This window comes from uncultured Vibrio sp., from assembly GCF_947488985.1.
In the GTDB taxonomy this organism is placed as follows: Bacteria; Pseudomonadota; Gammaproteobacteria; order Enterobacterales; family Vibrionaceae; genus Vibrio.
This window is the reverse complement of the sequence record NZ_CANLBV010000024.1, coordinates 14,789-40,239: the sequence shown is the minus strand read 5'-3', so window position 1 is coordinate 40,239 and position 25,451 is coordinate 14,789. Positions and strand designations below refer to the sequence as shown.

The following is a 25,451-nucleotide window of genomic DNA, read 5'->3' as shown; positions in this document are numbered from 1 at the left end:
GTTAGTGACGTGTTGCTGACTATTTACTGTAGTCTCGAGCACCAAAAATAGCCGTTCCAATACGAACCATGGTGCTTCCAGCCTCAACCGCGGCGTCCATATCACCACTCATGCCCATAGAAAGGGTATTAATGCTTGAATACTTAGCGGCCAGTTTTTGTTGAAGCTGTGCCAGTTGAGAAAAGGCATGAAGCTGTGATTGATAGTCAGATACGTTTGCAGGAATCGACATCAATCCTCTTAAGGTGAGGTTCGGCAGTGACGAAATCAACTCTGCGAGTGCAAAAACTGTCTCTTCTGATGTTCCTGATTTCGATGCTTCGCCACTGGTATTCACTTGAATAAGAATTTGCAGAGGTGGCAGCGCGCTTGGCCTTTGATCGTTGAGTCGCTGCGCGATCTTATCGCGGTCGACAGAGTGCACCCATTGGAAGCTTTCGGCGATTGGGCGAGTTTTATTAGATTGGATTGGGCCAATAAAGTGCCATTCTAGATTGAGGTTCGAATGCTGTTCTGAAAAGTGTTTTACTTTATCGACACCTTCTTGAACATAGTTTTCACCAAAGGCAACTTGGCCGCCAAGAGCGGCTTCTAGGATCGCCTCAATAGGTTTGGTCTTACTGACCGCTAAAAGTTGCACGGACTCTGGAGATCGTCCGCACTTTTGCTCGGCACTGCGAATCTGTGAGGTGATTTGTTCGATATTTTGTTGAATACTACTCATAGCTGACTTTACTTAAGGGAAAATAAATGGATATCACTGAGTTACTAGATTTTAGTGTAAAGCATAACGCGTCAGATCTACATCTTTCTGCGGGTGTATCTCCAATGGTACGTATAGATGGTGAAGTAAGGAAGCTTGGAATCCCAGCTTTGAGTCATGCTGATGTGCACCGTTTGGTTTTTGAGATCATGAACGACTCACAGCGCGGTGAGTTTGAGGAGAAACTGGAGGTTGATTTCTCTTTTGAGCAGCCTAATGTCGGTCGCTTTCGTGTCAATGCGTTTAACCAAGCTCGGGGGTGTTCTGCTGTCTTTCGTACTATCCCCGTTGAAATTCCAACTTTAGAACAGCTTGGTGCGCCTGAAATCTTTGAAAAGATTGCCAACTACGAAAAAGGTTTAGTGCTTGTCACTGGCCCTACTGGTTCTGGTAAATCGACGACGCTCGCGGCGATGGTTGATTACGTAAACCGCAACCACAATAAGCACATCCTGACGATCGAAGACCCGGTTGAATTCGTTCATACCAACAATAAATGCCTTGTTAATCAGCGTGAGGTCCATCGTGATACTCACAGCTTTAAAGCTGCGCTGCGCAGCGCGTTACGTGAAGACCCAGATGTTATCCTTGTTGGCGAGCTTCGTGACCAAGAGACGATCAGCTTAGCGCTAACCGCAGCGGAAACCGGTCACTTGGTCTTTGGTACTTTGCACACCAGTTCTGCTGCTAAAACTATCGACCGAATTATCGATGTATTCCCAGGGAGCGACAAAGACATGGTGCGTTCTATGCTGTCTGAATCGTTGCGTTCGGTCATTGCTCAGAAGCTGTTGAAGCGTGTTGGTGGCGGTCGTGTAGCTTGTCATGAGATCATGATGGCGACACCAGCGATCAGAAACTTGATTCGTGAAGACAAGGTCGCGCAGATGTATTCGATCATTCAGACGGGCGCAGCACATGGTATGCAGACCATGGAGCAAAATGCGAAGCAGCTAATGGCTCAAGGCTTGGTTGACTCGGAAGAGGTCGAGAGAAAGATCGAAATTGAAACCTCAATGTTTTAATCAAGGTGAACAAAATGGAATTGAATCAAATCCTTGAAGGGATGCTATCTCAAAAAGCATCGGATCTTTATATCACCGTTGATGCGCCTATCCTGTTTCGTGTCGATGGTGAATTGCGACCTCAAGGCGAAAAGTTAAATGTAGCTCAGGTTGCTCAGCTACTTGATGCAATGATGGAGCAAGACCGACGTGATGAATATCAGCAAACACGTGAGGCAAACTTTGCCATTGTGCGTGGGTTTGGTCGCTTTCGTGTCAGTGCATTCTTTCAACGAGAGCTACCTGGAGCGGTCATTCGACGCATCGAGACTAACATCCCAACCTTTGAGCAATTAAAGCTTCCTGACGTATTACAAGATCTTTCAATTGCTAAGCGCGGACTTGTGCTGGTGGTTGGTGCGACAGGCTCTGGTAAATCGACCTCAATGGCCGCCATGACAGGCTATCGCAACACCAATCGTTCAGGCCATATCTTAACGGTTGAAGATCCGATTGAATTCGTCCATGAGCACAAAAAGTGCATCGTAACCCAGCGTGAGGTTGGGTTAGACACCGAGAGTTATGAGGTTGCGCTCAAGAACTCTTTGCGCCAAGCGCCTGATATGATCTTGATTGGTGAAATCCGCAGCCGTGAGACGATGGAGTACGCGATGACTTTTGCCGAGACAGGGCATTTGTGCATGGCTACCTTACACGCCAATAATGCCAACCAAGCATTAGAGCGTATTCTTCACTTGGTGCCGAAAGAGCAAAAAGAGCAGTTCTTGTTTGATTTGTCGATGAACTTGCGGGGTGTGGTTGCTCAGCAATTGATTCGTGATAAAAATGGCAGCGGTCGCCATGGTGTGTTCGAGATTTTACTCAATAGCCCACGAGTATCAGACTTAATTCGCCGAGGTGAATTACATGAGCTAAAGGCCACTATGGCGAAATCGAAAGAGATCGGTATGCAGACCTTTGATCAAGCTTTGTATGACTTAGTGATTGCCGGAAAGATCAGCGAAGAAGATGGATTTCACAGTGCCGATTCAGCCAATAATTTACGCTTAATGCTGAAAACTCGGCGCGGTGATGATGAATCCAGTACTAGTTCACTGGCTGGCGTCAAGATTGATATGGGGTAGGTTAATCGGCCGCTAACGAATGAAAAATGCCTGAGTCCATTAGTGGGTAAGCTCAGGCACGCACTACTCTTTTTATGTTTGTCATTGATGAACCGTGCGATTAACGCTTGTGATTCCTGCTTACATTAGCGAGTTTTGAGTTTGTTGGATTGTCATTCATATAACCTGCATTGTTGGAGCTTGTTGAGCTACATGCTGAGATTGCTAGAGCTGCGAAGATTACTAGAAATATTTTCATAAGAATTCTCACTTACCTAATAATGAATGTGCTCGACATTACGTCGAGTTATTAGTATAGGATCAGAAAATACTTTCAGCATTTGGCGCTTAATTTTTTATTAAAAATATTGCGCCTCAAACCAACTCTCTAAGATAACCACAGCTGATTGATTGTCGACATTGCCTTTACTTAATGCTTTGTAGCCACCCATATCAAAAAGATCAGCTCTTGCTTCGGCGGTTGATAATCTTTCATCATGCAGCTCAACCTCAACCCCAAAGCGTCCTTTAAGACGATTGGCAAATTTCTTGGCTCTAGGGGTGATGGTGGCCAGATCTTTACCGTGAAGGTCGGTAGGTAGGCCAACCACGATAAGGTTCGGCTGCCACTCTTTGATCTGTTTTTCGATGTCGTCCCAGTTTGGGATTCCATCTTTGGCTTTAAAGGCTTTTAGAGGACTTGCAGTGCCTGTGATTTCTTGTCCTATCGCACTACCGATACTTTTTGTACCGTAGTCAAATGCCATAATTGTTCGTGACATGGATCTTCCAAATTTATCTGTGTTTGAGAGTTTTTGTATAGTGAACTTGAACTAGGCGTGGCCAGCGTCAGCGGAAAGCTGGGCCGCATTTATACCTAACATCTGCACTGCGACTTTCCAGCGGTCTGCAATGGGGGTATCAAAGATGACTTTAGGATCGGCTTCAACTGTGAGCCATGCGTTTTCTGTCAGTTCGGTTTCTAGCTGTCCCGGCTCCCACCCGGCATAGCCCAGTGCGACTAAATAATTCATAGGCTCATCTTCCGTTCCTAACACCATCAGAATATCTTTTGATGTGGTCACCGAGATTTGGTCCGTCATGCTGATACTGGATTGATAGCTGCCCTTAGGCTTGTGCAGAATAAACCCACGATCTTCTGCCACCGGCCCACCATTTAATACTGGCTTATTAAGGCTGGCTTGGTTGGGTTTCGGTTGTGTCGATTTAGCCTCTACTTGCTTCAGCATGCTGCCGACGGTGACATCAATAGGTGCATTGATCATTAAGCCCATCGCACCTTCGTCATTGTGCTCACAAAGGTAGATCACCGAGTTTTGAAAGTAGGGATCTTTCATCCCGGGCATTGCGACCAAAAAGTGGTTCGTTAGGTTCATAGCGCCTCCTGCCAGTGTGTTGCCAGTAAAGGAAAAAGAGCGGCGTAACGCCGCTCATTGAATCTGTGCCTAATTACCTAGTTTGCAAATAGCAAAGGCTTTCTTTAGTTTAGGCTATTTCGCGTTAACTCGGAGTTCGATCGCATCCATTAACTTACCCGTGACAGAAATGTCGAAAGCGGCTTCAATTTCACGGATACAAGTTGGGCTTGTTACGTTAATTTCGGTCAGCTTATCACCAATAACATCCAACCCAACGAAGATTAAGCCTTTCTCTTTAAGTGCTGGAGCCACGGCTCTTGCGATAGCCCAATCGGTATCACTTAATGGACGTGCTTCACCGGTACCACCGGCTGCAAGGTTGCCTCGAGTTTCACCTTTCGCAGGGATACGAGCTAGGCAGTAAGGCATCGGCTCACCGTCCACGACAAGAATACGCTTGTCACCATTGCTGATGTCGGGAACAAAAGTCTGTGCCATCGCGTAGTTTTGACCGTGGTTGGTCAAGGTTTCAATGATCACCGATACGTTTGGATCGCCTTCCTTGACGCGGAAGATCGAGGCGCCGCCCATGCCATCCAGTGGTTTTAGGATCACATCACCGTGCTTTTCGCGAAACTCTTTAATTTTATCAGCTTTACGCGTCACTATGGTGGTTGGGGTTAGCTCTGGGAACCAAGCTGTGAATAGCTTCTCGTTACAGTCGCGTAGGCTTTGTGGTTTGTTGACGATCAGCGCGCCGTTTTCTTCAGCACGTTCAAGAATGTAAGTCGCATAGATGTACTCCGTGTCAAACGGAGGATCTTTACGCATCAATATTGCATCTAAATCAGATAGTGCGATCGTCTGTTGTGATTTGAATTCGTACCAACCGTTTGGATCTTCTTTTAGTTCTACAACTTTTGTGTCAGCAATGGCGACGCCTTGATCTAAATGTAGATCATCCATCTCCATGTAATGGATTTCGTAACCACGACGCTGAGCTTCAAGCATCATGGCAAAGCTAGAGTCTTTTTTGATGTTAATGGATGAGATCGGGTCCATTACGATGCCAAGTTTGATCATTTTTTTCTCCTAGCCTAGATCGCCAAAGCGGACTTGTAAGGCTGTAATTGCGGTTAGAGCCGCTGTCTCGGTACGAAGCACACGTGGGCCGAGTAGCGTTTCTTCAAATTTGTATTGTTCTGTCATGCCGATTTCTTCAGCGGATAATCCACCTTCAGGGCCGATCAATAGACGTACCTTGTTGATCGGTTCTGGAAGAGTGTTAATAGAGTACTTTGCACGAGGATGCAGGTTGAGCTTTATCGCTTCACTGGGTTCGCTGCACCACGCTTCAAGCTGCATGATAGGGCGGATAACGGGCACCGTATTACGACCAGACTGTTCACACGCAGCAATAGCGATTTTTTGCCACTGTGCGAGTTTTTTCTCAAAGCGTTTAGCATCCAGTTTGACGCCGCAGCGCTCCGAAATCAGAGGGGTAATGGTGTTGACGCCAAGCTCAACTGATTTCTGGATCGTGAACTCCATTTTGTCGCCACGTGAAATCACTTGGCCCAAATGTAAGTCTAACGGAGATTCACTGCTACGCTCGATACGCTCAGTCACATTCACTGTGACATTCTTCTTCGATACCTCAGCAATGGTCGCCGGGAATTCAGCGCCGCTACCATCAAAGAGCAGGACGTCTTGACCTTCTTTCATGCGAAGGACACGACCAACATGACCCGCGGCATCTTCGCATAAAGCGAGTGAACCTAACTGATGAATGCGTTCTGGGTGATGGATACGAGGGATTCTCATGTTGGTAAACCTATAAATAGTGTCGTTTGGGGACTTTGTTACAGCCTAACATGGATGCTTTTGGTTGAAAAAACAAGGGCAGAGCAAGAGTTTCAGGAGCAATTATGAAACTCTTGTTCGAGATGGTGGCTGCTGTGGGTGTTGATGGTGCGAGTCGCGTTATTGACAAGCCTGGCGAACAAATGGGTTGTGATTGCCTTGGATAGCGTAGATTCGCTGATCACGAGTACATTCCCACTCATCGACAGGGAACTGTTTGTCCCATGCTAGCATCAGCTTGGTTTGCTGTTTAGAGAGCTTAAATCCATACTCTTGGCTCATATACAGGTAGGTTCGTGCTATCGAGCCTTTAGCTCTGTCAGGCGGCATAACTTTACGTTGCTTGAAGTTGACCTGCATCTCACACTGGCCATAGCTCACTCCATCCATGCCATTCCACTGACTGAAATTGTAATTAGAACGATCGCCGTTCACTTCACCAATGGTAGGGGTTAGGTTGTGAAGGTCAGCCTCCATGGATTTAAACGCTTTGTCATTTCGTGTGCAGTTCTTACGCCCGCCATCTTGCCAGCATTGACGCTGGTGGCCAAATTGCCAAGCAGGTACCACGTGTTCCCATTCTATTCTACTCGCTCGCTTTTGTTGTTTTCTTACTTGATAGCCACAACCGTCAAGGTCGGGAATGCCTTTCTTTTTGTCCTTCCACGTGATGTCACAGCCACAATAAAATGACGTTGGGTGGTCGAGGTAAATCTTCACCGCTTCTCTTTTTGCTTTGGAGAATGAACTCGGTGGAGCGGCGAAAACGCTTTGGGTTACCAGTAGGCCAAATACTATCGATAAGTAAAAAGACACAGGTAGGCCAAATGCTTTTTGAGTGATGTTTTGCATAGAAAAAGACTGATAAAAGTATGATAAACCTGAGTCTATCACTCAAATGATAAATGCCTCTATTACATTTCAATCATCTATATACTTGGATCGCGATTTATTGAGGCAGAGATGGCTTGGTTGTGGTCTCTCCAACTTGCTGGGGCTTGTGCCTGTTTTTTGTGGAGGAGCGGATTTTTCTTTTTTGTAGTTGTAGTTACAGTGATGTTGGGGGAAGAAACCTTAAGGCTGAGTTATTGATGCGGCGCTAGCTTAGAAGGATAAGCCGAGAACACCGCAAAATGGTGATAAATCGCGTGCATTTAATTTTAAGTGGTTAGCTAAGTTGGTTACCTGTGAACGCTAAAGTTTGCTGGCACTGCTGGCAGCGATAGCTTGATTGATTGCGCAGCACCTTGTTATGACGTCGGATTGTGAGTGGATAAACCGTGCAGGCGCAACGGTATTCAAAGGTTTTGCCTTGTACAGAGTGAATCTCAAAGCTGTGCGTGGTTTTGGCTGATACGTGGAATACCGTTTCCATCACGTATTTCCACTCATTGCCATGAGGCTTTACTCGGCCAAAGACTTGATGAGTGATCAGATGTGCGAGCTCATGGGGGAGCACTTCGTTAATAAAAGCGTCTTCATTTTCGCGGAATAAAACAGGGTTGAGCTTGATTTCATTAAGCTGTAAATAGGCCTTACCCGCTGCCTTGCCTCTTAATTTGTAAGTGATGGTTGGGCATGGGAACTCACGAGAGAAATGTTGATTAGCGATAGCTAGGCACTCGGCCAATTTTTTATTGGTGCGATGTTGTAGCGGGGTGTATGACAAGCGTAGTTAACTCCAAGTAAAAAGACCTCAGCATTGTAGCTAAGGTCTCATCATAACATTGCTTGGGGTTCTTGCGATGGTTTATAGGTGGTGGTTCTTTTTAATTATCTCATGATAAGCATGCCACGTACCATAACCGAGCAGTGGCATGGTGACGATCATTCCGATGCCGTAGGTCGCAAACCCGACCAAGATACCAGTACAAATAATACTTGCCCAAACCACCATTGCAGGGATGTTTGACTTCACGGCGTTAAAGCTCGTAAAAATCGCACTCATTACATCCACGCGTCTCTCCATCATCAAGGGTATTGAAAAGGCGGAGATGCTAAATATAAGGCTTGCGATAACAAAACCAATCACAGAGCCCGTAATTAAGAAGGGAGCGAATTCAGCCAATGGTGCCCCTTGAACTGACGGGTAAAGCGCATGTAATAGGGCGGCGATGCGCATCCAGAATATCATCGCAACCATCAACACAATCGCAAAGGCCCATTGGTGGGTGGAATTACGAGTGATGGCTTTCATCGAATGCAGTAGGCTAGCGTGGTGCCCTTTTTCTCTTTCCCAAGCTGCGTCATACAAACCCAGAGCTAAAAAAGGCCCTATCAGCATATATACTATCAAGCTGGGCATCACGACCAAGTGGGTGCCTTGCCATTGGACGAGTTGTACTATCGCGATGGCTGCCGCCATAAAGCACAGTCCGTAAAACGCACTGATTAATGGCATTCTGACTAAGTCATGGAGAGCAAGTGACAACCAATGAAAGGGCGCGGAAATGCTGATTTGGTTGCAAGGAATGGTTCGAGCGTAATCCTGATCGCTGACCTTATGTTTTTTATCGTTCAATTCGGATGGGTGTGCGGTACGAGGCATAGATCCCCCTAGTTAAATAACGTCCTAGTTATAGTTCCATAAGGCTCTGTGGTGTGGCTTACGTGAGAGTTATGGTGTTGAGCTAAATTGCTCATAGTCATCCCAGTGATTGTTCTAGCGTGCATTTAACGAGTGTTATTAGATTGAATTACGTTAACTTAAATGTGAGCTTGAGCGCCTAGGAATTACCTTAACTATTGTCAGTAGTAGTCGAAAACACAAATTATCAGCGACTTTTTATACTAAGTGGTTAACGGTAAATAAGGACTGAAGGGAATCTATAGTGGGGAAATATTCGGTAAGTACATAAAAATAAAGCCCTTACTAACAAGCAAGGGCTTTAAAGAAATCAATTGCAGTGGCTAAATTATTTTAGGCCAGCGAAGTCTGCAAGGATTGCTGCTTTGTCAGTTGCTTCCCAAGGGAACTCTTCACGACCGAAGTGGCCGTATGCAGCAGTCTGCTTGTAGATAGGCTGAAGAAGGTTCAGCATCTCTTGAAGACCGTATGGACGTAGGTCGAAGTTTTGACGAACGGCTTCAATGATGATTTCGTGAGCTACTTTTTCAGTACCAAACGTTTCAACCATGATAGAGGTTGGATCTGCAACACCGATAGCGTAAGACAGTTGAATCTCACAACGGTCAGCCATGCCAGCTGCAACGATGTTTTTCGCAACGTAACGAGCCGCGTAAGCTGCAGAACGGTCAACTTTTGATGGATCTTTACCAGAGAATGCACCGCCACCGTGACGAGCTGCGCCGCCGTAGGTATCAACGATGATCTTACGACCAGTTAGACCACAGTCACCCATTGGGCCACCGATTACGAAACGGCCTGTTGGGTTGATGAAGAAGTTAGTGTCTTTGTTGATCCACTCAGCAGGAAGAACTGGCTTGATGATCTCTTCCATTACCGCTTCACGTAGGTCAGGCGTTGTCACTGAATCACAGTGCTGAGTTGAAAGAACAACAGCGTCAATACCAACAATTTTACCTTGATCGTATTGGAAGGTAACTTGTGATTTCGCATCTGGACGAAGGAAGTCAAGTTTACCACTCTTACGCACTTCTGCTTGCTTCTTAACAAGAAGGTGAGAGTAAGTAATTGGAGCTGGCATTAGGATCGGTGTTTCGTTCGTCGCGTAACCAAACATGATGCCTTGGTCGCCAGCGCCTTGCTCTTTAGGATCCGCTTTATCAACACCTTGGTTGATGTCTGGAGACTGCTTACCAATGGTGTTTAGAACAGCACAAGAGTCAGCGTCAAAGCCCATATCAGAATGAACGTAACCAATTTCACGTACTGTTTCACGAGTGATTTCTTCGATATCAACCCAGGCAGACGTTGTAACTTCACCGCCAACCATAACCATGCCGGTTTTTACGTAAGTCTCACAAGCAACACGTGCTTTTGGATCTTGTTCCAAGATGGCATCAAGAACAGCATCAGAGATTTGGTCTGCAATTTTATCTGGATGACCTTCTGAAACAGATTCAGAAGTGAATAGGTGCTTAGCCATGAGAGCTCCACTTTAAGTTGTAAGTGTAATTATTATGGTGTCGCAAGCTAGCAAGCGCCGCCATAAAGTACGGTATGTTCTGTAGGTGTTTCTACATCTAGACGGCTATTCTAATTTCCAGTACTCGAATTACAAGCTCTTTTTTATGATATGTCATAACTAAACGTTTGCGTATAGATTGAGGGAATGAATTGCCAGGGGGAGTGAATGTTCCATTTTGCGAAAATTGACCGTTTAAATGCCAGTAAAACGTTTGCAGTCACTATAGTCGTTTGAGAGAATACCCGCGCTAATAAAAATGACACTTTAGCACCAATCTCTTTTTTAAATCGCTTATGTACTCAGGAGCAGACATGCCTTCTCGTAAAGATCTAGCCAATGCAATCCGCGCACTTAGCATGGACGGTGTTCAACAAGCCAATTCAGGCCACCCAGGCGCACCTATGGGTATGGCTGACATCGCTGAAGTTCTTTGGCGTGGCCACTTGAACCACAACCCAGCAAATCCAGAGTGGGCTGACCGCGACCGTTTTATCCTATCTAACGGCCATGGTTCAATGTTGATTTACTCTTTGCTTCACCTAACAGGCTACGAGCTTTCAATTGAAGACCTGAAAAACTTCCGTCAACTGCACTCTAAGACGCCAGGTCACCCTGAGTACGGTTACGCTCCTGGTATTGAGACAACAACGGGTCCTCTAGGTCAAGGCATCACGAACGCTGTTGGTATGGCAATGGCTGAGAAAGCGCTAGCGGCTCAGTTCAACAAAGAAGGCCACGACATCGTCGACCACTACACTTATGCATTCATGGGTGATGGTTGTTTAATGGAAGGTATCTCTCACGAAGCGTGCTCTCTAGCGGGTACGCTAGGTCTTGGTAAGCTGGTTGCTTTCTGGGATGACAACGGCATCTCTATCGATGGTGAAGTTGAAGGTTGGTTCTCTGACGATACACCTAAGCGTTTTGAAGCATACGGCTGGCACGTAATCCCAGCGGTAGACGGTCACGATTCTGATGCTATCAACGCTGCGATTGAAGCGGCTAAAGCGGATCCTCGTCCAACGCTTATTTGTACTAAAACTATCATCGGTTTTGGTTCTCCAAACAAAGCAGGTACACACGACTGTCACGGTGCTCCACTAGGCGCTGATGAAATCACAGCAACTAAAGCTGCACTTGGTTGGGAACACGGTCCTTTCGAAATCCCAGCGGATATCGCTGCCGATTGGAACGCAAAAGCGGCGGGCGCAGAGAAAGAAGCGGCTTGGAACGCGAAGTTTGATGCATACGCAGCCGCATACCCAGCAGAAGCTGCTGAGCTTAAGCGTCGTCTAAACGGTGAGTTACCAGCTGAGTGGGAAGAGAAAGCAAACGCAATCATTGCCGATCTGCAAGCTAACCCAGCAAACATCGCTTCACGCAAAGCCTCTCAAAACGCACTAGAAGCGTTTGGTCAAATGCTTCCAGAATTCATGGGCGGCTCTGCTGACCTTGCGCCTTCTAACCTAACTATGTGGTCTGGTTCTAAGTCTCTTGAAGCCACTGACTTCTCTGGTAACTACATCCACTACGGTGTACGTGAATTCGGTATGACGGCTATCATGAACGGTATCGCTCTGCACGGTGGTTTCGTACCGTACGGCGCAACCTTCCTAATGTTCATGGAATACGCGCGTAACGCAATGCGTATGGCTGCGCTGATGAAAGTTCAGAACATCCAAGTGTACACGCATGACTCTATCGGTCTTGGCGAAGATGGTCCTACTCACCAACCGGTTGAGCAGATCGCTTCTCTACGTTTAACGCCAAACATGAGCACATGGCGTCCATGTGACCAAGTTGAGTCTGCTGTTGCATGGAAACTGGCTATCGAGCGTAAAGATGGCCCAACATCTTTGATCTTCTCTCGTCAAAACCTTGCACAACAAGATCGTGACGCTGAGCAGTTAGCAAACATTGCTAAGGGTGGTTACATCCTGAAAGATTGTGCTGGTAAGCCAGAGCTAATCATCATTGCAACAGGTTCTGAAGTTGAGCTTGCTGTTGAAGCAGCTGCACAACTCACCGCTGAAGGCAAAGCAGTACGCGTAGTCTCTATGCCTGCAACTGACGCATTCGATAAGCAAGACGCTGACTACCGTGAGTCTGTACTTCCATCTGACGTAACTGCACGTATCGCTGTCGAAGCTGGCATCGCTGATTTCTGGTACAAGTACGTTGGTTTTGGTGGCAAGATCATCGGCATGACAACGTTCGGCGAATCTGCACCAGCAGGTGAACTGTTCAAGATGTTCGGTTTCACAACTGAAAACGTAGTGAATACGGCAAAAGAGCTTCTTGCTTAATCATTGATTGCTAGCCTAGCGGTAGCAGTGAAATGAATAAAAAACCGAGCGTAGAGCTCGGTTTTTTTGTCTGTGGAGTTTGTTGAGTTATGCACCCCTTATAATCATCAGAGGCATCTATATGGGGACACTGAATTATTCAACTAATGCCTTTTAGGTAGGATTCGGTTATTATCCGTGGCACGAAATTTTGGTGAGATGTATGGAACTATGCTAAAAGTCGCGATAAACGGATTTGGAAGAATAGGGCGTAATGTATTACGCGCTGTCTATGAAAGTGGTAAAAGCCAACAAATCAAAGTAGTAGCTGTCAATGAGCTGGCTCAGCCTGACGCTATGGCTCACCTATTGCAGTACGATACCAGTCACGGCCGCTTCGGCAAAAGAATCTCCAACGATCAAGAGCATATCTATGTGCATCATGGCCTTGGTACTGAAGATAAAGGCGAGTTTGATACGATTCGTATCTTACACCTTGCCGATATTGAGTTACTGCCTTGGCGTGATCTAGAGGTCGATATTGTTCTCGATTGCACCGGTGTTTACGGTTGTCGAGGTGATGGCCTCGCGCACATTGCGGTTGGGGCGAAAAAAGTGCTGTTTTCCCACCCGGGAGCTAATGACCTTGATAATACGATTATCTACGGTGTTAACCACGACACTATCGAAGCCGATCATCGAATCGTTTCCAATGGTTCGTGCACCACTAACTGCATTGTCCCTATTATTAAGGTTCTCGATGATGCTTTTGGCATTGAATCTGGCACCATTACGACCATTCACTCATCAATGAACGATCAACAAGTGATCGATGCATATCATAGTGATTTACGCCGTACTCGAGCTGCTAGTCAGTCGATCATTCCGGTCGATACCAAGCTGCATAAAGGTATTGAAAGGATCTTCCCGAAATTTTCCAACAAGTTTGAAGCGATATCTGTGCGAGTACCGACAGTAAATGTCACTGCGATGGATTTAAGTGTCACAATTAATGCAAATGTGAAAGTTAATGACGTAAATCAAACCATTGTTAACGCGTCCCAGTGTACATTACGTAATATAGTTGACTATACTGAAGCGCCACTCGTATCCATCGACTTTAATCACGATCCCCATAGCGCAATCGTTGATGGTTCACAAACTCGAGTGAGCAATGGCCACTTAGTAAAAATGTTGGTGTGGTGTGATAATGAATGGGGCTTTGCAAACCGGATGCTGGATACGGTACTTGCAATGCAAGCTTCCGAAGGCAACAAGTAAGACCTAGGAGCAAATGTGCGATTTATTTATTTTTTAGCTTGAAATAAATCCAAACAATCCACATATTAGTACCAGTTGAATAATTTATAGGCTTAGCTAGATTGCTGAGTTTCCAAAACTTTATATTTATTTAAATTTGAGAGGACAAATCATGTCTGTGATCAAGATGACTGACCTGGAACTTGCAGGTAAACGCGTATTTATCCGTGCTGACCTAAACGTACCAGTAAAAGACGGTAAAGTAACTTCAGATGCACGTATCCTTGCATCTCTACCAACGATCAAACTTTGCCTAGAAGCTGGCGCAAAGGTAATGGTTACTTCTCACCTTGGTCGTCCTACTGAAGGCGAATACAACGAAGAGTTCTCTCTAGCTCCTGTAGTGAACTACCTAAACGACGCACTAGATTGCGACGTTAAACTGGCGAAAGATTACGTAAATGGTCTAGAACTAAACGCTGGTGAACTTGTTGTTCTTGAAAACGTTCGCTTTAACAAAGGCGAGAAGAAGAACGAAGAAGCTCTTTCTAAGCAATACGCTGCGCTATGTGACATCTTCGTAATGGATGCATTCGGTACCGCTCACCGTGCTCAAGCTTCTACACACGGCGTGGGCACTTACGCTCCTGTAGCATGTGCTGGTCCTCTTCTTGCAGCTGAGCTTGAAGCACTTGGTAAAGCAATGGATAACCCAGCGCGTCCACTAGTGGCTATCGTTGGTGGTTCTAAGGTTTCGACTAAGCTAACTGTTCTAGAATCTCTTTCTAAAATTGCTGACCAACTGGTTGTTGGCGGTGGTATCGCGAACACTTTCATCGCAGCTGAAGGCCACAACGTAGGTAAATCTCTATACGAAGCAGACCTAGTTGAAACGGCTCAGAAGCTAATGAAAGAGTGTGCTATCCCAGTTGCAACTGATGTTGCATGTGCGAAAGCATTCGACGAAAACGCTGAAGCTGAAATCAAGAACGTTGCTGACGTACAAGACGACGACATGATTTTTGACCTTGGTCCAGATTCAACAGCGGCACTTGCTGAAATCATCGGCAACGCAAAAACAATTCTTTGGAACGGCCCGGTAGGCGTATTCGAATTCAAAAACTTCGAAGCGGGTACAGCTGGTATTTCTAAAGCAATCGCTGAGTCTGCAGGCTTCTCAGTAGCGGGTGGTGGTGACACTCTAGCGGCTATCGACAAGTTCGGTATCCAGGCGGATGTTTCTTACATCTCAACTGGCGGTGGCGCTTTCCTTGAGTTCGTTGAAGGTAAAGTACTTCCTGCAGTAGCAATGCTTGAAGAGCGTGCTAAAGCATAATGAATTTAAAAAGGCGAGATGTGAATCTCGCCTTTTTAACGTTTGCGGCGTTTCATTCCTTTTTGCTAAAATAGAACAAGTTGTGAGCAAACGATTGCAAATATAAAACTTAAGTTTTTTGATTTTAAAACGATAGAATAAATAGGACTATTTCCATGTCTAAGATCTTCGATTTTGTAAAACCTGGTGTGATTTCTGGCGATGACGTACAGAAAGTATTTGAAGTAGCAAAAGAAAACAAATTTGCGCTTCCAGCGGTAAACGTTGTTAACACTGATTCAATTAACGGCGTACTAGAAGCAGCAGCTAAAGTTAAAGCTCCTGTTGTTGTTCAGTTCTCTAACGGCGGTGCAGGTTTCTTCGCTGGTAAAGGTGTTAAACTTGAAGGTCAAGGTGCACAAATCCTTGGCGCTGTAGCGGGTGCGAAATACGTTCACGCTGTGGCTGAATCTTACGGTATCCCAGTGATTCTACACACTGACCATGCTGCTAAGAAATTGCTTCCTTGGATCGACGGTCTACTAGACGCTGGTGAAGAGTTCTTCGCACAAACGGGTAAGCCTCTTTTCTCTTCTCACATGATCGACCTTTCTGAAGAGTCTCTAGAAGAAAACATCGAAATCTGTGCTGAGTACCTTGGTCGCATGGCTAAGATGAACATGACTCTAGAGATCGAACTAGGTTGTACTGGTGGTGAAGAAGACGGCGTAGATAACTCTCACATGGACGCATCTGAGCTTTACACTTCTCCAGAAGACGTAGCATATGCATACGAGAAACTTAACGCTGTTAGCCCACGTTTCACTATCGCAGCTTCTTTCGGTAACGTACACGGTGTTTACAAGCCAGGTAACGTTGTTCTAACTCCAACTATCCTACGTGACTCTCAAGCATACTGTGCAGAGAAGTTCGGTATCGCACCTAACGCTCTAAACTTCGTATTCCACGGTGGTTCTGGCTCTACTGAAGCTGAAATCCAAGAGTCTATCGGCTACGGTGTTATCAAAATGAACATCGATACTGATACACAGTGGGCAACTTGGGATGGTATCCGTTCTTACGAAGCTGAGAACCACGATTACCTACAAGGTCAAATCGGTAACCCTACTGGTGAAGACGCACCAAACAAGAAGTACTACGATCCACGCGTATGGCTACGTGCTGGTCAATCTTCAATGGTTGCTCGTCTAGAGAAAGCTTTCGCTGACCTAAACGCTATCGATGTACTATAATTCTTTGAATTAGGTACTATTTAAGTTTTAAAAGCCCGCTCACTGAGCGGGTTTTTTATATTTGATAGAAAAATGTAATAAATGTGTGAAAAGTCTAGCCTGCCGTGAATAATTCTCGTAGTCTTTTAGTTATCGGCACTTTAGCTTTCTATTGAGCGGTGTTTATTGGTGTAAGATTTGCTATCCGTCACCGTCAAGGCATGTGCCGAAAAGCTGAACTTAGTTCAGTGTGTAAAAAGGACTTGGCTTAAACTTACTATCAAGACAACAACTTAATATTGCTAGGTTGTTTTTTTTATTGTTGAGTCAGTTTGGATTCAGGCAGTTTAGCTCACAGCATATTATAGAGAGGATGCACATTATGGCTGAAAGTTCGGCAGCGCTAGAGACCCCCATTGTGGATGGTTTATCTCAAGCAGAGCAGTGGTTAACAAATAATTCAGATCTATTTATTCAATACGGTGTCAATATCATTTCTGCACTGGTTATCCTATTTATTGGTAACCTGATTGTAAAAGCCGTTGCGAATAGTGTGTCTAAGGTTCTTCAGAAGAAGAATATGGACCGAGCGGTTGTAGACTTTATTCATGGTTTAGTTCGTTACTTGTTGTTTGTTATTGTTCTGATTGCTGCTCTTGGTCGCCTTGGCGTGCAAACGGCCTCTGTGGTTGCTGTTATTGGTGCGGCAGGTTTAGCGATTGGTCTTGCACTGCAAGGTTCGTTATCTAACTTTGCAGCTGGTGTCCTTATTGTGGCATTCCGTCCATTCAAGTCGGGTGACTATGTGGAGATTGGCGGCGTAGCTGGCTCGGTGGAATCGATTCAAATTTTCCAAACGGTTCTCACCACACCTGACAACAAAATGGTCGTCGTGCCAAACGGCAGCGTTATTGGTAGTCCAATTACCAATTATTCTCGTCACGATACACGACGTATTGATCTTATGATTGGGGTGTCTTACAACGCCGATCTTCAGAAGACAAAAGCGCTACTGACTAAGATCTGCGAATCCGATGAGCGTGTATTGAAAGAGCCTGGCGTTCAAGTTGGCGTTCACACATTAGCCGACTCTTCCGTTAACTTTGTGGTTCGCCCATGGGTTGCGACTGCTGACTACTGGAATGTCTACTTTGATCTTATGCAGGCGATTAAAGAAGGCTTAGATAATGAAGGGATCGAAATTCCATTCCCACAAATGGACGTACATATGAACAAGGTGGATGCGTAATCTCTATTCGATTTTATCGCCATAAGCTTTTAATTTTATAGCGACAAGCTTCGACAAGGAAAGGCGGATAACTTAGGTTATCCGCCTTTTTTGTTGCTCGAATAGAGAGCTTCAAGCGACCAGTATTGATCACTGTATTCTTTGGCCTTTTGCTTTTGGGGACTGGAAGGTGTGTTACTTAAAGGTACCTGAAATCGAGATTGCGTTTACTTACCATCCCAGCCCTAATAAACGTTTTTTTCAGCGTCAAAGTTCTGTTAGAAGTCGAGAGTGGAGATTGGTTATGCGATAAATTACTCTATGATAAAGGATATTTGTTCAGCATAGGTTTACATTATGACATTTGTACCAAAGATGTTAGCAACGTCTCTCACCTTTACCGCTGTTTTGAGTGTGGTAAGTTTCCCATTGCTCGCTAACTCTCCGTCTTTTCCTCACATTTCGACGACGGGTTATGGTGAAGTGATAGCAGCGCCCGATATGGCGAACTTCTCCGTCAGGGTCGTTGAGTCTATGATGACTGCTGAGCAGGCGAAAATGGCTGTAGATACGGTTGTGACGGACTTTCTTAATGAGCTACAGCAAGCAGGGGTTGCTCAGGAAAGCGTCCGTAGTTCAAACCTATACTTGTCCCCGCAGTATCATCATCCGAAAGATGGCAAGCCAGAACTCGTGGGTTACCGAGCCTCACGGAATGTCACGGTTCAGGTGAATGACTTAACTCAGCTCAATGACTATATGGATATCGCCATTAGTCAGGGTATCAATCAGATCGATAACATCCAGCTGCAAGTGCGTGATCAAGCGAAGTACCAAGAGCAAGCTCGTATGGAAGCAATAAAAGACGCTACAGCTAAGGCTAAGTCATTGGCGAGTGGATTTAAGCGCAATCTGGGTGATGTGTGGCGAGTGGACTACAATGCGCAGTCTTCACAGCCAGTACTCATGCGCTCAATGGCGATGGATGCGCGATCAGAATCAAATACCTATCAAGACTCAACGATCACCATTCGTGATCGTGTCAATGTTATCTACCAATTAGGCAACTGATTAACCATACCTAAAGAGTGATAGGATCATGATGATCTTATTGCCTAGAGCCGGTTGAATACGAAAAAGGCTCTCATGATGAGAGCCTTTGTGTTTTCAATATCGAGTTCGATATTTAGTGAAGTAGACGAGCACGGATAGTGCCTTCGATCTCTTTCAATTTAAGTAACGCTTCTTCTGAGCGATTCGCTTCTACATCGATAACCACATAACCCATATCTGCGTTCGTTTGCAGGTATTGGCCTGCGATATTAATCCCTTCTTCAGCGAAGATGGTGTTAATTTGAGTAAGTATACCCGGGCGGTTTTGGTGAATGTGCAGTAGACGAGAAGTGCCAGTATGCAATGGTAGTGATACTTCTGGGAAGTTGACGCTCGACAACGTAGAGCCGTTATCAGAGTATTTCGCCAATTTGCCAGCCACTTCAACACCGATGTTCTCCTGTGCTTCCTGAGTTGAACCACCCACGTGAGGCGTTAGGATCACATTGTCGAACTGCATCAGCGGAGATTCAAACGGGTCTGCGTTGGTTTTTGGTTCTGTAGGGAAAACATCAATGGCCGCGCCTGAAAGATGATTAGAATCCAAAGCGCCACACAAAGCAGGGATGTCTACCACAGTGCCGCGTGCGGCATTGATAAAGATAGAGCCAGGCTTCATGCGTGCGAACTCTTCTTTACCCATCATATCTTTTGTTTCGTTGGTTTCAGGTACGTGTAAAGAGATCACGTCACACTTGTTCAGCAACTCTGTCATGGTATGAACTTGCGTTGCGTTACCTAGAGATAGTTTGTTTTCAATATCGTAGAAGTAAACACGCATACCAAGGTTTTCAGCAATGATACCTAGTTGAGTACCAATGTGACCGTAGCCAATAATACCTAAACGTTTACCACGAGCTTCGTAAGAGTTGTCGGCACTCTTCTTCCAGATACCACGGTGAGCAAGCGCGTTCTTTTCTGGGATACCACGCAACAGCAGTAGAATTTGGCCCAAAACCAATTCAGCAACGCTGCGCGTATTTGAGAATGGTGCGTTAAAAACAGGAATACCGCGCTTGGCTGCCGCTTGAAGGTTCACTTGATTGGTACCAATACAGAAACAACCAACAGCAACCAGTTTTTCAGCGGCATCGATGACTTCTTGGGAGAGGTTAGTGCGAGAACGGATACCGATAAAGTGTGCATCTTTAACTGCTTTAAGAAGCTCGTCTTCAGGAAGTGAGCCTTTATGGTACTCAATATTTGTATAACCAGCGGCTTGCAGAACCTCTACTGAAGAAGGGTGTAAGCCTTCTAATAGTAGAATTTTTATTTTTTCTTTTTCCAGTGAAACTTTAGCCATTGTTCTCGTCCTTAAAATGGAAAGGTTGGGCAAACGCGGCGCACGTGCTACAAAATGGCTTAAAGGGGAACAAACTCACCACTTTGTTAGGAGACAAACGTTTTCCCTGTGCGTCTTCTGAACAATAAAGTATCAAAAAAAAAATGTTTTGGGTAAGAAAATTACGTAATAAGACATAATTTTACAGGTAGAAAGCAAAAAAAAACGGCGCCCTTAGGCACCGTATGTAATGAAGCAACAAAAAAATCAATCTTTTGTTATTTACTCTTCGATTTTTGCGCCTTCAGGCGTACCAGTGATAACGACATCCGCACCACGGTGAGCAAATAGACCAACGGTTACTACACCAGCGATAGCATTGATCGCATCTTCGAGTTGTTTTGGATCTTTGATCGCCATGCCGTGCACATCTAGAATCATGTTGCCGTTGTCGGTTGTGCAACCTTCGCGGTACACTGGGTCACCGCCCAGTTTTACTAATTCACGAGCAACGTATGAACGCGCCATTGGGATAACTTCAACCGGTAGTGGGAATTGACCCAAAACATCAACCGCTTTGGTGCCATCAACAATACACACAAATTTATCAGAGATAGCCGCTACGATTTTTTCACGAGTCAGAGCCGCACCGCCGCCCTTGATCATGTCGCGTGAAGCGTTAATTTCGTCAGCACCATCAACATAAACGTCTAGCTTAGCGACATCGTTACATTCAAATACTTTGATTTCGAGTGCTTCTAGTCTTTCAGTAGAAGCAACAGAGCTTGAAACCGCACCTTTGATCTTGTTTTTCATTGTGCCAAGTGCGTCGATGAAGTGATTGACTGTTGAGCCAGTACCGACACCGACAATGCTGCCTTCTTCAACATATTGAAGTGCTGCCCAGCCTGCTGCTTTTTTCATTTCATCTTGAGTCATGCCATTCTCCTGAATAAGGTTTTGCGATTTGAATTCATCGTTCGCGTATTGAAGTTAACGTTTGTATCAGAGGTTAACGTTTGCGGCGAGATTATAGCGCTTTAATGGTGGTTTTCCCATTGCCAAGTCTTACTCGGAGTCACTATTTTCGGTAACGGGATATCCCACTCTTCAATCGGTAATCGCTCGACATGTTGGCAGTCATGGGCTAAACCTATCGGGGTTGCGCCACAGCCAGTCTCAAACCATCGAGCCAAGGTGCGATCATAGTATCCCCCCCCCATGCCTAAGCGATGACCATGCGAGTCAAAGCCAACTAACGGGGTGAAAATCAGGTCGAGTTGCTGGCATGGTTTGACGAGCATTTGATTGAGCTTAGGTTCGACGATACCGTATTTATTCAATACCGTGGGGGTGGTTGGCGAGTAGTGAAGAAATAGCAGGTGGCCAGCAGAAAAGGGGTGCAATACAGGTAAATAGGTTTGTTTACCTTGCGCCCATAGCCATTCTATTAATGGTTGGGTGTCGAGTTCGCCATCGACCGAGAGATAGAGAGCAATATGCTGAGCACAGTTAATCTCATCGATTTGAGCACACTGGTTAACTAAGTTAAAACTGGATTGAGTTTGTTGTTCGGTAGATAAAGAATTACGTTTAATGCGTATCTGTTTGCGAAATTCGCTGCGTGTGAGCGTCTTCATAAGAAGGGATACCCCAAAGTGCCGTTGAGAATAGATGGCCCTTGAACCAGCGAGTTCAAGGCGGGTCAGCAATGATTACCGTAGGCTTCTCGGTCGGGCCGAGCATGCTCAATAGCACTCAAGTACTAACCCTTAGGGATTGCTTATCGGCTCGGGGACGTGAATCCTCTGACAAACACTCCAGGGTAAATTTTGTGTACGCTATTGCTGTCCGTGCTTTACTTTACTGAGGACATCAGAGAGCGATGTCGTGAGCTGTTCCATTCGCTCGGTCAGTGCGTTTTGTTCGTCGTTTGCTTCAAACTTCTTGGTTTGCAGTTCATAGCAAATATTCAGTGCTGCAATGGTAAGCAACTTCACTTCATTGGTTACCTTAGTACGCTCAGCCATCTCTTTCAATCGATTATCAAGATCGGCCGCCGCTGCAATCAATGACTCTTCTTGTCCCTGAGGACAATTTACACGAGTCAGTTTTCCTAATATTTCAACGTCTACCGCTTGGTTACTCATGATGGATGAACTCTTTAACGCACTATTTTAATGCTGTTGCCCTTTATCATTTTGAAAAAGTAAAAGTGCAAGTACCGATGAGGAAGCCATTTCCTCTGAGGGGAAACTATAGGTAAACCGCTATTAAGATTCAAGCTTTTCAGAGTGACTGTGTGTAAATGAGAGCTTGAGCACACAGTAATTCACCAAATTGACCAATCGTTAGTCACTCCTGGTTTAATTGCTCGGGATCGATGCTTACCAGAATTGGGGTGAAGTGGTACGATTATACTATCGAAATAAAGAATAACTGAGCGAGCTATCTGATGAGCGAAATGACTTTACCTGATTACCTAACCGTTGCGACTGAACTTCAATCGGCAAGTTTAGCCGTAACCCCTGCTGAGATGCATGGGCTATTAACGGGTATGTTAAGCGGGGGCTTAAGCCTTGCAGATAAAAGTTGGCAACCCCTGATCTTTGATTATACCAATGAAGGCATGGGGTGGCCCGATCGCGCGTTAACGCTAGCAGAAGCGACATTAAAAGTGACGACCAGTGAAATCACGGGTTCAGGTATGGAGCTGTCTATGCTATTGCCTGATGAAGACGCTAGTGCAAGCTTGTTTGATCTTGCTGACGGCGTTTCTGATTGGATTAACCATTTCATTTCTGGTTTAGGTCTGGTGGGCGCTCAATTGAACAAAGCGTCTGAAGGCACCAAAGAAGCATTAGCGGATCTTGAAGAGATGGCCAAGCTAGGCATTGACGAAAAAGATGATCTAGAAGAGCAAGCGCAGCTTCTAGAACATGTTATTGAGCACGTAAAAGCGTGTGCACTAACGATTCATGCTGAATTTGGTGCACGCCCATCTGAAGATGCGGTTCCAACCCTTCATTAATCCGCTGGTTGCTTTGAGGTCATGATGGCTCAGTATGATGTTGTAATTGCGGGTGGTGCAATGGCGGGGGCAACCTTAGCCCTTGCCTTGAATCACCTAAGCCAAGGTTCGTTGTCGATAGCGGTCGTTGAGCCTTATCAGGTTGATCATCAAGCTCATCCTGGGTTTGACTCTCGTTCGATCGCTTTGTCTTATGGCACGGTGCAGATCCTGGATTCATTGCACCTGTGGCAATCTATCGCTCCGGTAGCTACCCCGATTAAAGAAATTAATGTATCAGATAGAGGCCATGCTGGGATGACGGATATCTCCAGTGAGGCGCTTACTGTCGATGCGCTGGGGTATGTAGTCGAATTAGCCGATGTAGGGCGGATCTATCAGCAAAAGCTCACGTCTGAATCGGCGATCACGCAGCTGTGTCCTGATTCGGTAGCGCAGGTTGAGCGAGCGCAAGCGCTGACGACCATCGAGCTAGCAAGTGGGCAAACCGTCACCACTAAATTATTGGTGGCGGCCGATGGGGCTATCTCAACCTGTTGTCAGCAGCTCAATATTTCACTGAGTGAACATGACTTTGAACAAGTCGCTGTGATTGCCAATATCGTGGCGAGCGAACCCCATCAAGGTCGAGCGTTTGAGCGTTTTACTCATCATGGGCCAGTTGCTCTATTACCAATGAGTGACAACCGTTTATCGCTGGTTTGGTGTTTGCCACCAGAGCAAGCGAAAAAGGTGATGGCCTTCAACGATGATGAGTTTCTGGAGCAGCTACAGAGCGACTTTGGTTGGCGACTTGGCCGACTTGAGAAAGTCGGCAAGCGTGCGAGTTACCCACTGATCCTTCGTCACCGCCAGCAAAATATATCTCATCGATTCGCCATTGTTGGTAATGCAGCACAAACGCTCCACCCCATTGCGGGGCAAGGCTTTAACCTCGGCATTCGAGATGTGGCTTCCTTGGCGGAGGAGTTGTGTCGCCAGTTGGACGATGTGGGCCGCTATACTGGTCTTGTTTATTTTAGAAAACGCAGAGAGCAGGACAGAGGGGCAACGATCACGTTAACTTCAAGCCTAGTGCATTTGTTCTCAAACGATTTTATGACCGCTCGTATTGGGCGTAATATTGGGTTGGCTGTAATTGATAACCTCCCACCTCTTAAGGGTCCACTCTTACGTCATACGCTTGGCCTAGTAGAAAGATAAGGTAGAAAAATAATGATGCAAAGTGTTGATATCGCAATTATTGGTGGCGGCATGGTTGGCCTATCTCTCGCTGCTGCTTTGAAAGACAGTGACCTGCGAATCGCCGTTATTGAAGGTCGCGCACCGAGTGAGGGGCTTAGCGAACTGCCCGATGTTCGCGTTTCAGCATTGAGCCGCTCTAGTGAAATGATTCTACGTAATTTAGGCGCGTGGCAAGGCATTGAACAAAGGCGTGCTGCACCGTATCAAGCGATGGAAGTATGGGAACAAGACAGCTTTGCTCGTATAGAATTCGACTCGACGCGTTTAGCTCAGCCTAACCTCGGTCATATTGTTGAAAATCGTGTGATTCAGCTAGCGCTGCTTGATCAGATCAAAAAACAAGACAATGTTAGCTTATACATGCCCGCGACGTGTAAAACGATGGCGATGGGCGAGAGTGAAGCATGGTTAACGCTCGATAATGGGCAGGCGCTGACAGCCAAGTTAGTCGTGGGTGCGGATGGCGCAAATTCTTGGGTTCGTAAGCAGCAAGACATCCCATTAACACATTGGGATTACGGACACAGTGCGATTGTCGCGAACATTAAAACCACAGAGCCGCACCACAGCGTTGCCCGTCAAATATTCACACCGCAAGGCCCACTGGCATTCTTACCAATGCAGCCGAGCAACATGAGCTCGATTGTTTGGTCTACCGAGCCTAATCGTGCCGAGAATCTCGTATCTATGTCGGACTCTGAATTCAATAAGCAGCTCACGGCTGAATTCGACTCTAAGCTTGGATTGTGCGAAGTAGTCGGTGACCGTTTTGCTTTCCCACTACGCATGCGATACGCACGAGACTTCGCTGTTGATCGTGTGGTTTTGGTCGGTGATGCTGCTCATACCATTCACCCGTTAGCAGGGCAGGGCGTGAACCTTGGCCTACTAGATGCTGCAAGTTTAGCGCAAGAGCTGTTAAAGCTGTGGGCTGCGGGTGAGGACATTGGTACCAAGCGTAACCTACGTGGTTATGAGCGCTGGAGAAAAGCCGAGGCGGCGAAGATGATTGCTTCAATGCAGGGCTTTAAAGATCTGTTTGAAGGCGATAACCCAGCTAAGAAGTTAATTCGAGGTATTGGCATGAAGCTCGCTGGTCAGCTACCCGGTGCCAAAGATGAAATCATGAAACGTGCATTAGGTTTGTCAGGCAACCTTCCTGATTTAGCCAAGCGTCCTGTCACGCATCGATAGCGGAGCCAGATGCTCCGTTAT

At 45.9% G+C, this 25,451-nt stretch carries 24 protein-coding genes and 1 other RNA gene; 11 read left to right on the top strand and 14 right to left on the bottom strand.

Going from position 1 to position 25,451, the window contains the following annotated elements; genetic code table 11:
- Nucleotides 1-19 precede the first annotated feature (19 nt).
- Entirely contained in the window at nt 20-724 is a 705-nt protein-coding gene (locus Q1A70_RS07945; protein ID WP_299688705.1) for a YggS family pyridoxal phosphate-dependent enzyme, read from the bottom strand.
- Between the two features lie 26 nt (nt 725-750).
- Here Q1A70_RS07945 and Q1A70_RS07940 point away from each other — a divergent pair, with 26 nt between their 5' ends.
- Both Q1A70_RS07940 and Q1A70_RS07935 read left to right on the top strand, forming a co-directional pair.
- Entirely contained in the window at nt 751-1,788 is a 1,038-nt protein-coding gene (locus Q1A70_RS07940; RefSeq protein ID WP_299688708.1) for a type IV pilus twitching motility protein PilT, read from the top strand.
- 14 nt (nt 1,789-1,802) lie between these two features.
- Nucleotides 1,803-2,912, top strand: a complete 1,110-nt coding sequence (locus tag Q1A70_RS07935) for a PilT/PilU family type 4a pilus ATPase (RefSeq protein WP_299688711.1) — start codon at nt 1,803-1,805, stop codon at nt 2,910-2,912.
- Nucleotides 2,913-3,250: 338 nt separating this feature from the next.
- On the opposite strand, the gene ruvX is transcribed toward Q1A70_RS07935, so the two are convergent.
- From ruvX to metK, 8 genes are all read right to left on the bottom strand, one after another.
- The gene (ruvX, locus tag Q1A70_RS07930; RefSeq protein WP_299688714.1) at nt 3,251-3,673 is read right to left on the bottom strand and encodes a Holliday junction resolvase RuvX; all 423 of its coding nucleotides are present in this window, start codon (nt 3,671-3,673) and stop codon (nt 3,251-3,253) included.
- Nucleotides 3,674-3,724: 51 nt separating this feature from the next.
- Nucleotides 3,725-4,288, bottom strand: coding sequence for a YqgE/AlgH family protein (locus Q1A70_RS07925; protein ID WP_299688717.1), 564 nt, complete (start codon nt 4,286-4,288; stop codon nt 3,725-3,727).
- 114 nt (nt 4,289-4,402) lie between these two features.
- Nucleotides 4,403-5,353 (bottom strand): glutathione synthase, encoded by a 951-nt coding sequence (gene gshB, locus Q1A70_RS07920; RefSeq protein WP_299688720.1) that lies wholly within the window; start codon nt 5,351-5,353, stop codon nt 4,403-4,405.
- A gap of 9 nt (nt 5,354-5,362) precedes the next feature.
- Nucleotides 5,363-6,094, bottom strand: coding sequence for a 16S rRNA (uracil(1498)-N(3))-methyltransferase (gene rsmE, locus Q1A70_RS07915; protein WP_299688723.1), 732 nt, complete (start codon nt 6,092-6,094; stop codon nt 5,363-5,365).
- A gap of 159 nt (nt 6,095-6,253) precedes the next feature.
- Nucleotides 6,254-6,985 (bottom strand): endonuclease, encoded by a 732-nt coding sequence (locus Q1A70_RS07910; protein ID WP_299688726.1) that lies wholly within the window; start codon nt 6,983-6,985, stop codon nt 6,254-6,256.
- A 316-nt stretch (nt 6,986-7,301) separates the two neighbouring features.
- Nucleotides 7,302-7,802 (bottom strand): SprT family zinc-dependent metalloprotease, encoded by a 501-nt coding sequence (locus Q1A70_RS07905; RefSeq protein WP_299688729.1) that lies wholly within the window; start codon nt 7,800-7,802, stop codon nt 7,302-7,304.
- 81 nt (nt 7,803-7,883) lie between these two features.
- The gene (locus Q1A70_RS07900; protein WP_299688732.1) at nt 7,884-8,681 is read right to left on the bottom strand and encodes a DUF2189 domain-containing protein; all 798 of its coding nucleotides are present in this window, start codon (nt 8,679-8,681) and stop codon (nt 7,884-7,886) included.
- Between the two features lie 367 nt (nt 8,682-9,048).
- A complete protein-coding gene (gene metK, locus Q1A70_RS07895) occupies nt 9,049-10,203 on the bottom strand; it encodes a methionine adenosyltransferase (protein ID WP_010435682.1) in 1,155 nt (384 codons plus the stop codon).
- Between the two features lie 353 nt (nt 10,204-10,556).
- On the opposite strand from metK, the gene tkt reads away from it, so the two are divergent.
- The 6 genes from tkt (at nt 10,557) to Q1A70_RS07865 (ending at nt 18,636) form a co-directional block, all read left to right on the top strand.
- Nucleotides 10,557-12,551: a transketolase gene (tkt, locus tag Q1A70_RS07890; protein WP_299688735.1), complete on the top strand. Its 1,995-nt coding sequence runs from the start codon at nt 10,557-10,559 to the stop codon at nt 12,549-12,551.
- A gap of 210 nt (nt 12,552-12,761) precedes the next feature.
- Complete coding sequence (epd, locus tag Q1A70_RS07885; protein WP_299688806.1) at nt 12,762-13,811, top strand: erythrose-4-phosphate dehydrogenase; 1,050 nt, start codon at nt 12,762-12,764, stop codon at nt 13,809-13,811.
- Between the two features lie 151 nt (nt 13,812-13,962).
- Complete coding sequence (locus tag Q1A70_RS07880; protein WP_299688738.1) at nt 13,963-15,126, top strand: phosphoglycerate kinase; 1,164 nt, start codon at nt 13,963-13,965, stop codon at nt 15,124-15,126.
- 155 nt (nt 15,127-15,281) lie between these two features.
- Nucleotides 15,282-16,358, top strand: a complete 1,077-nt coding sequence (gene fbaA, locus Q1A70_RS07875; RefSeq protein ID WP_299688741.1) for a class II fructose-bisphosphate aldolase — start codon at nt 15,282-15,284, stop codon at nt 16,356-16,358.
- 361 nt (nt 16,359-16,719) lie between these two features.
- A complete protein-coding gene (gene mscS / locus Q1A70_RS07870) occupies nt 16,720-17,586 on the top strand; it encodes a small-conductance mechanosensitive channel MscS (protein WP_299688744.1) in 867 nt (288 codons plus the stop codon).
- A 336-nt stretch (nt 17,587-17,922) separates the two neighbouring features.
- Nucleotides 17,923-18,636, top strand: coding sequence for an oxidative stress defense protein (locus Q1A70_RS07865; protein WP_299688746.1), 714 nt, complete (start codon nt 17,923-17,925; stop codon nt 18,634-18,636).
- 115 nt (nt 18,637-18,751) lie between these two features.
- Here the strand turns inward: Q1A70_RS07865 and serA are convergent, their stop codons facing one another.
- The 5 genes from serA to zapA all read right to left on the bottom strand — a co-directional run bounded on the left by serA (nt 18,752) and on the right by zapA (nt 22,110).
- Nucleotides 18,752-19,981 carry a phosphoglycerate dehydrogenase gene (gene serA / locus Q1A70_RS07860; protein WP_299688749.1) on the bottom strand — a complete coding sequence of 410 codons (1,230 nt, stop codon included), beginning with the start codon at nt 19,979-19,981 and terminating at the stop codon, nt 18,752-18,754.
- Nucleotides 19,982-20,242: 261 nt separating this feature from the next.
- Nucleotides 20,243-20,899 carry a ribose-5-phosphate isomerase RpiA gene (rpiA, locus tag Q1A70_RS07855; protein ID WP_299688752.1) on the bottom strand — a complete coding sequence of 219 codons (657 nt, stop codon included), beginning with the start codon at nt 20,897-20,899 and terminating at the stop codon, nt 20,243-20,245.
- Nucleotides 20,900-21,000: 101 nt separating this feature from the next.
- Nucleotides 21,001-21,600, bottom strand: a complete 600-nt coding sequence (locus tag Q1A70_RS07850; RefSeq protein ID WP_299688755.1) for a 5-formyltetrahydrofolate cyclo-ligase — start codon at nt 21,598-21,600, stop codon at nt 21,001-21,003.
- Nucleotides 21,601-21,606: 6 nt separating this feature from the next.
- Nucleotides 21,607-21,790, bottom strand: a non-coding RNA gene (ssrS, locus tag Q1A70_RS07845) — 6S RNA.
- A gap of 11 nt (nt 21,791-21,801) precedes the next feature.
- Nucleotides 21,802-22,110 (bottom strand): cell division protein ZapA, encoded by a 309-nt coding sequence (zapA, locus tag Q1A70_RS07840; protein WP_299688758.1) that lies wholly within the window; start codon nt 22,108-22,110, stop codon nt 21,802-21,804.
- A gap of 305 nt (nt 22,111-22,415) precedes the next feature.
- Between zapA and Q1A70_RS07835 the strand changes: the two genes are divergently transcribed.
- Genes Q1A70_RS07835 through Q1A70_RS07825 form a run of 3 tightly spaced genes read left to right on the top strand, consistent with a single transcriptional unit; the run spans nt 22,416 to nt 25,430 of the window.
- The gene (locus Q1A70_RS07835) at nt 22,416-22,991 is read left to right on the top strand and encodes a YecA family protein (protein WP_299688761.1); all 576 of its coding nucleotides are present in this window, start codon (nt 22,416-22,418) and stop codon (nt 22,989-22,991) included.
- Nucleotides 22,992-23,015: 24 nt separating this feature from the next.
- Nucleotides 23,016-24,194 (top strand): 2-octaprenyl-6-methoxyphenyl hydroxylase, encoded by a 1,179-nt coding sequence (ubiH, locus tag Q1A70_RS07830; protein WP_299688809.1) that lies wholly within the window; start codon nt 23,016-23,018, stop codon nt 24,192-24,194.
- Between the two features lie 12 nt (nt 24,195-24,206).
- Nucleotides 24,207-25,430, top strand: a complete 1,224-nt coding sequence (locus Q1A70_RS07825) for an FAD-dependent 2-octaprenylphenol hydroxylase (protein WP_299688764.1) — start codon at nt 24,207-24,209, stop codon at nt 25,428-25,430.
- The last annotated feature ends 21 nt before the right edge of the window (nt 25,431-25,451 follow it).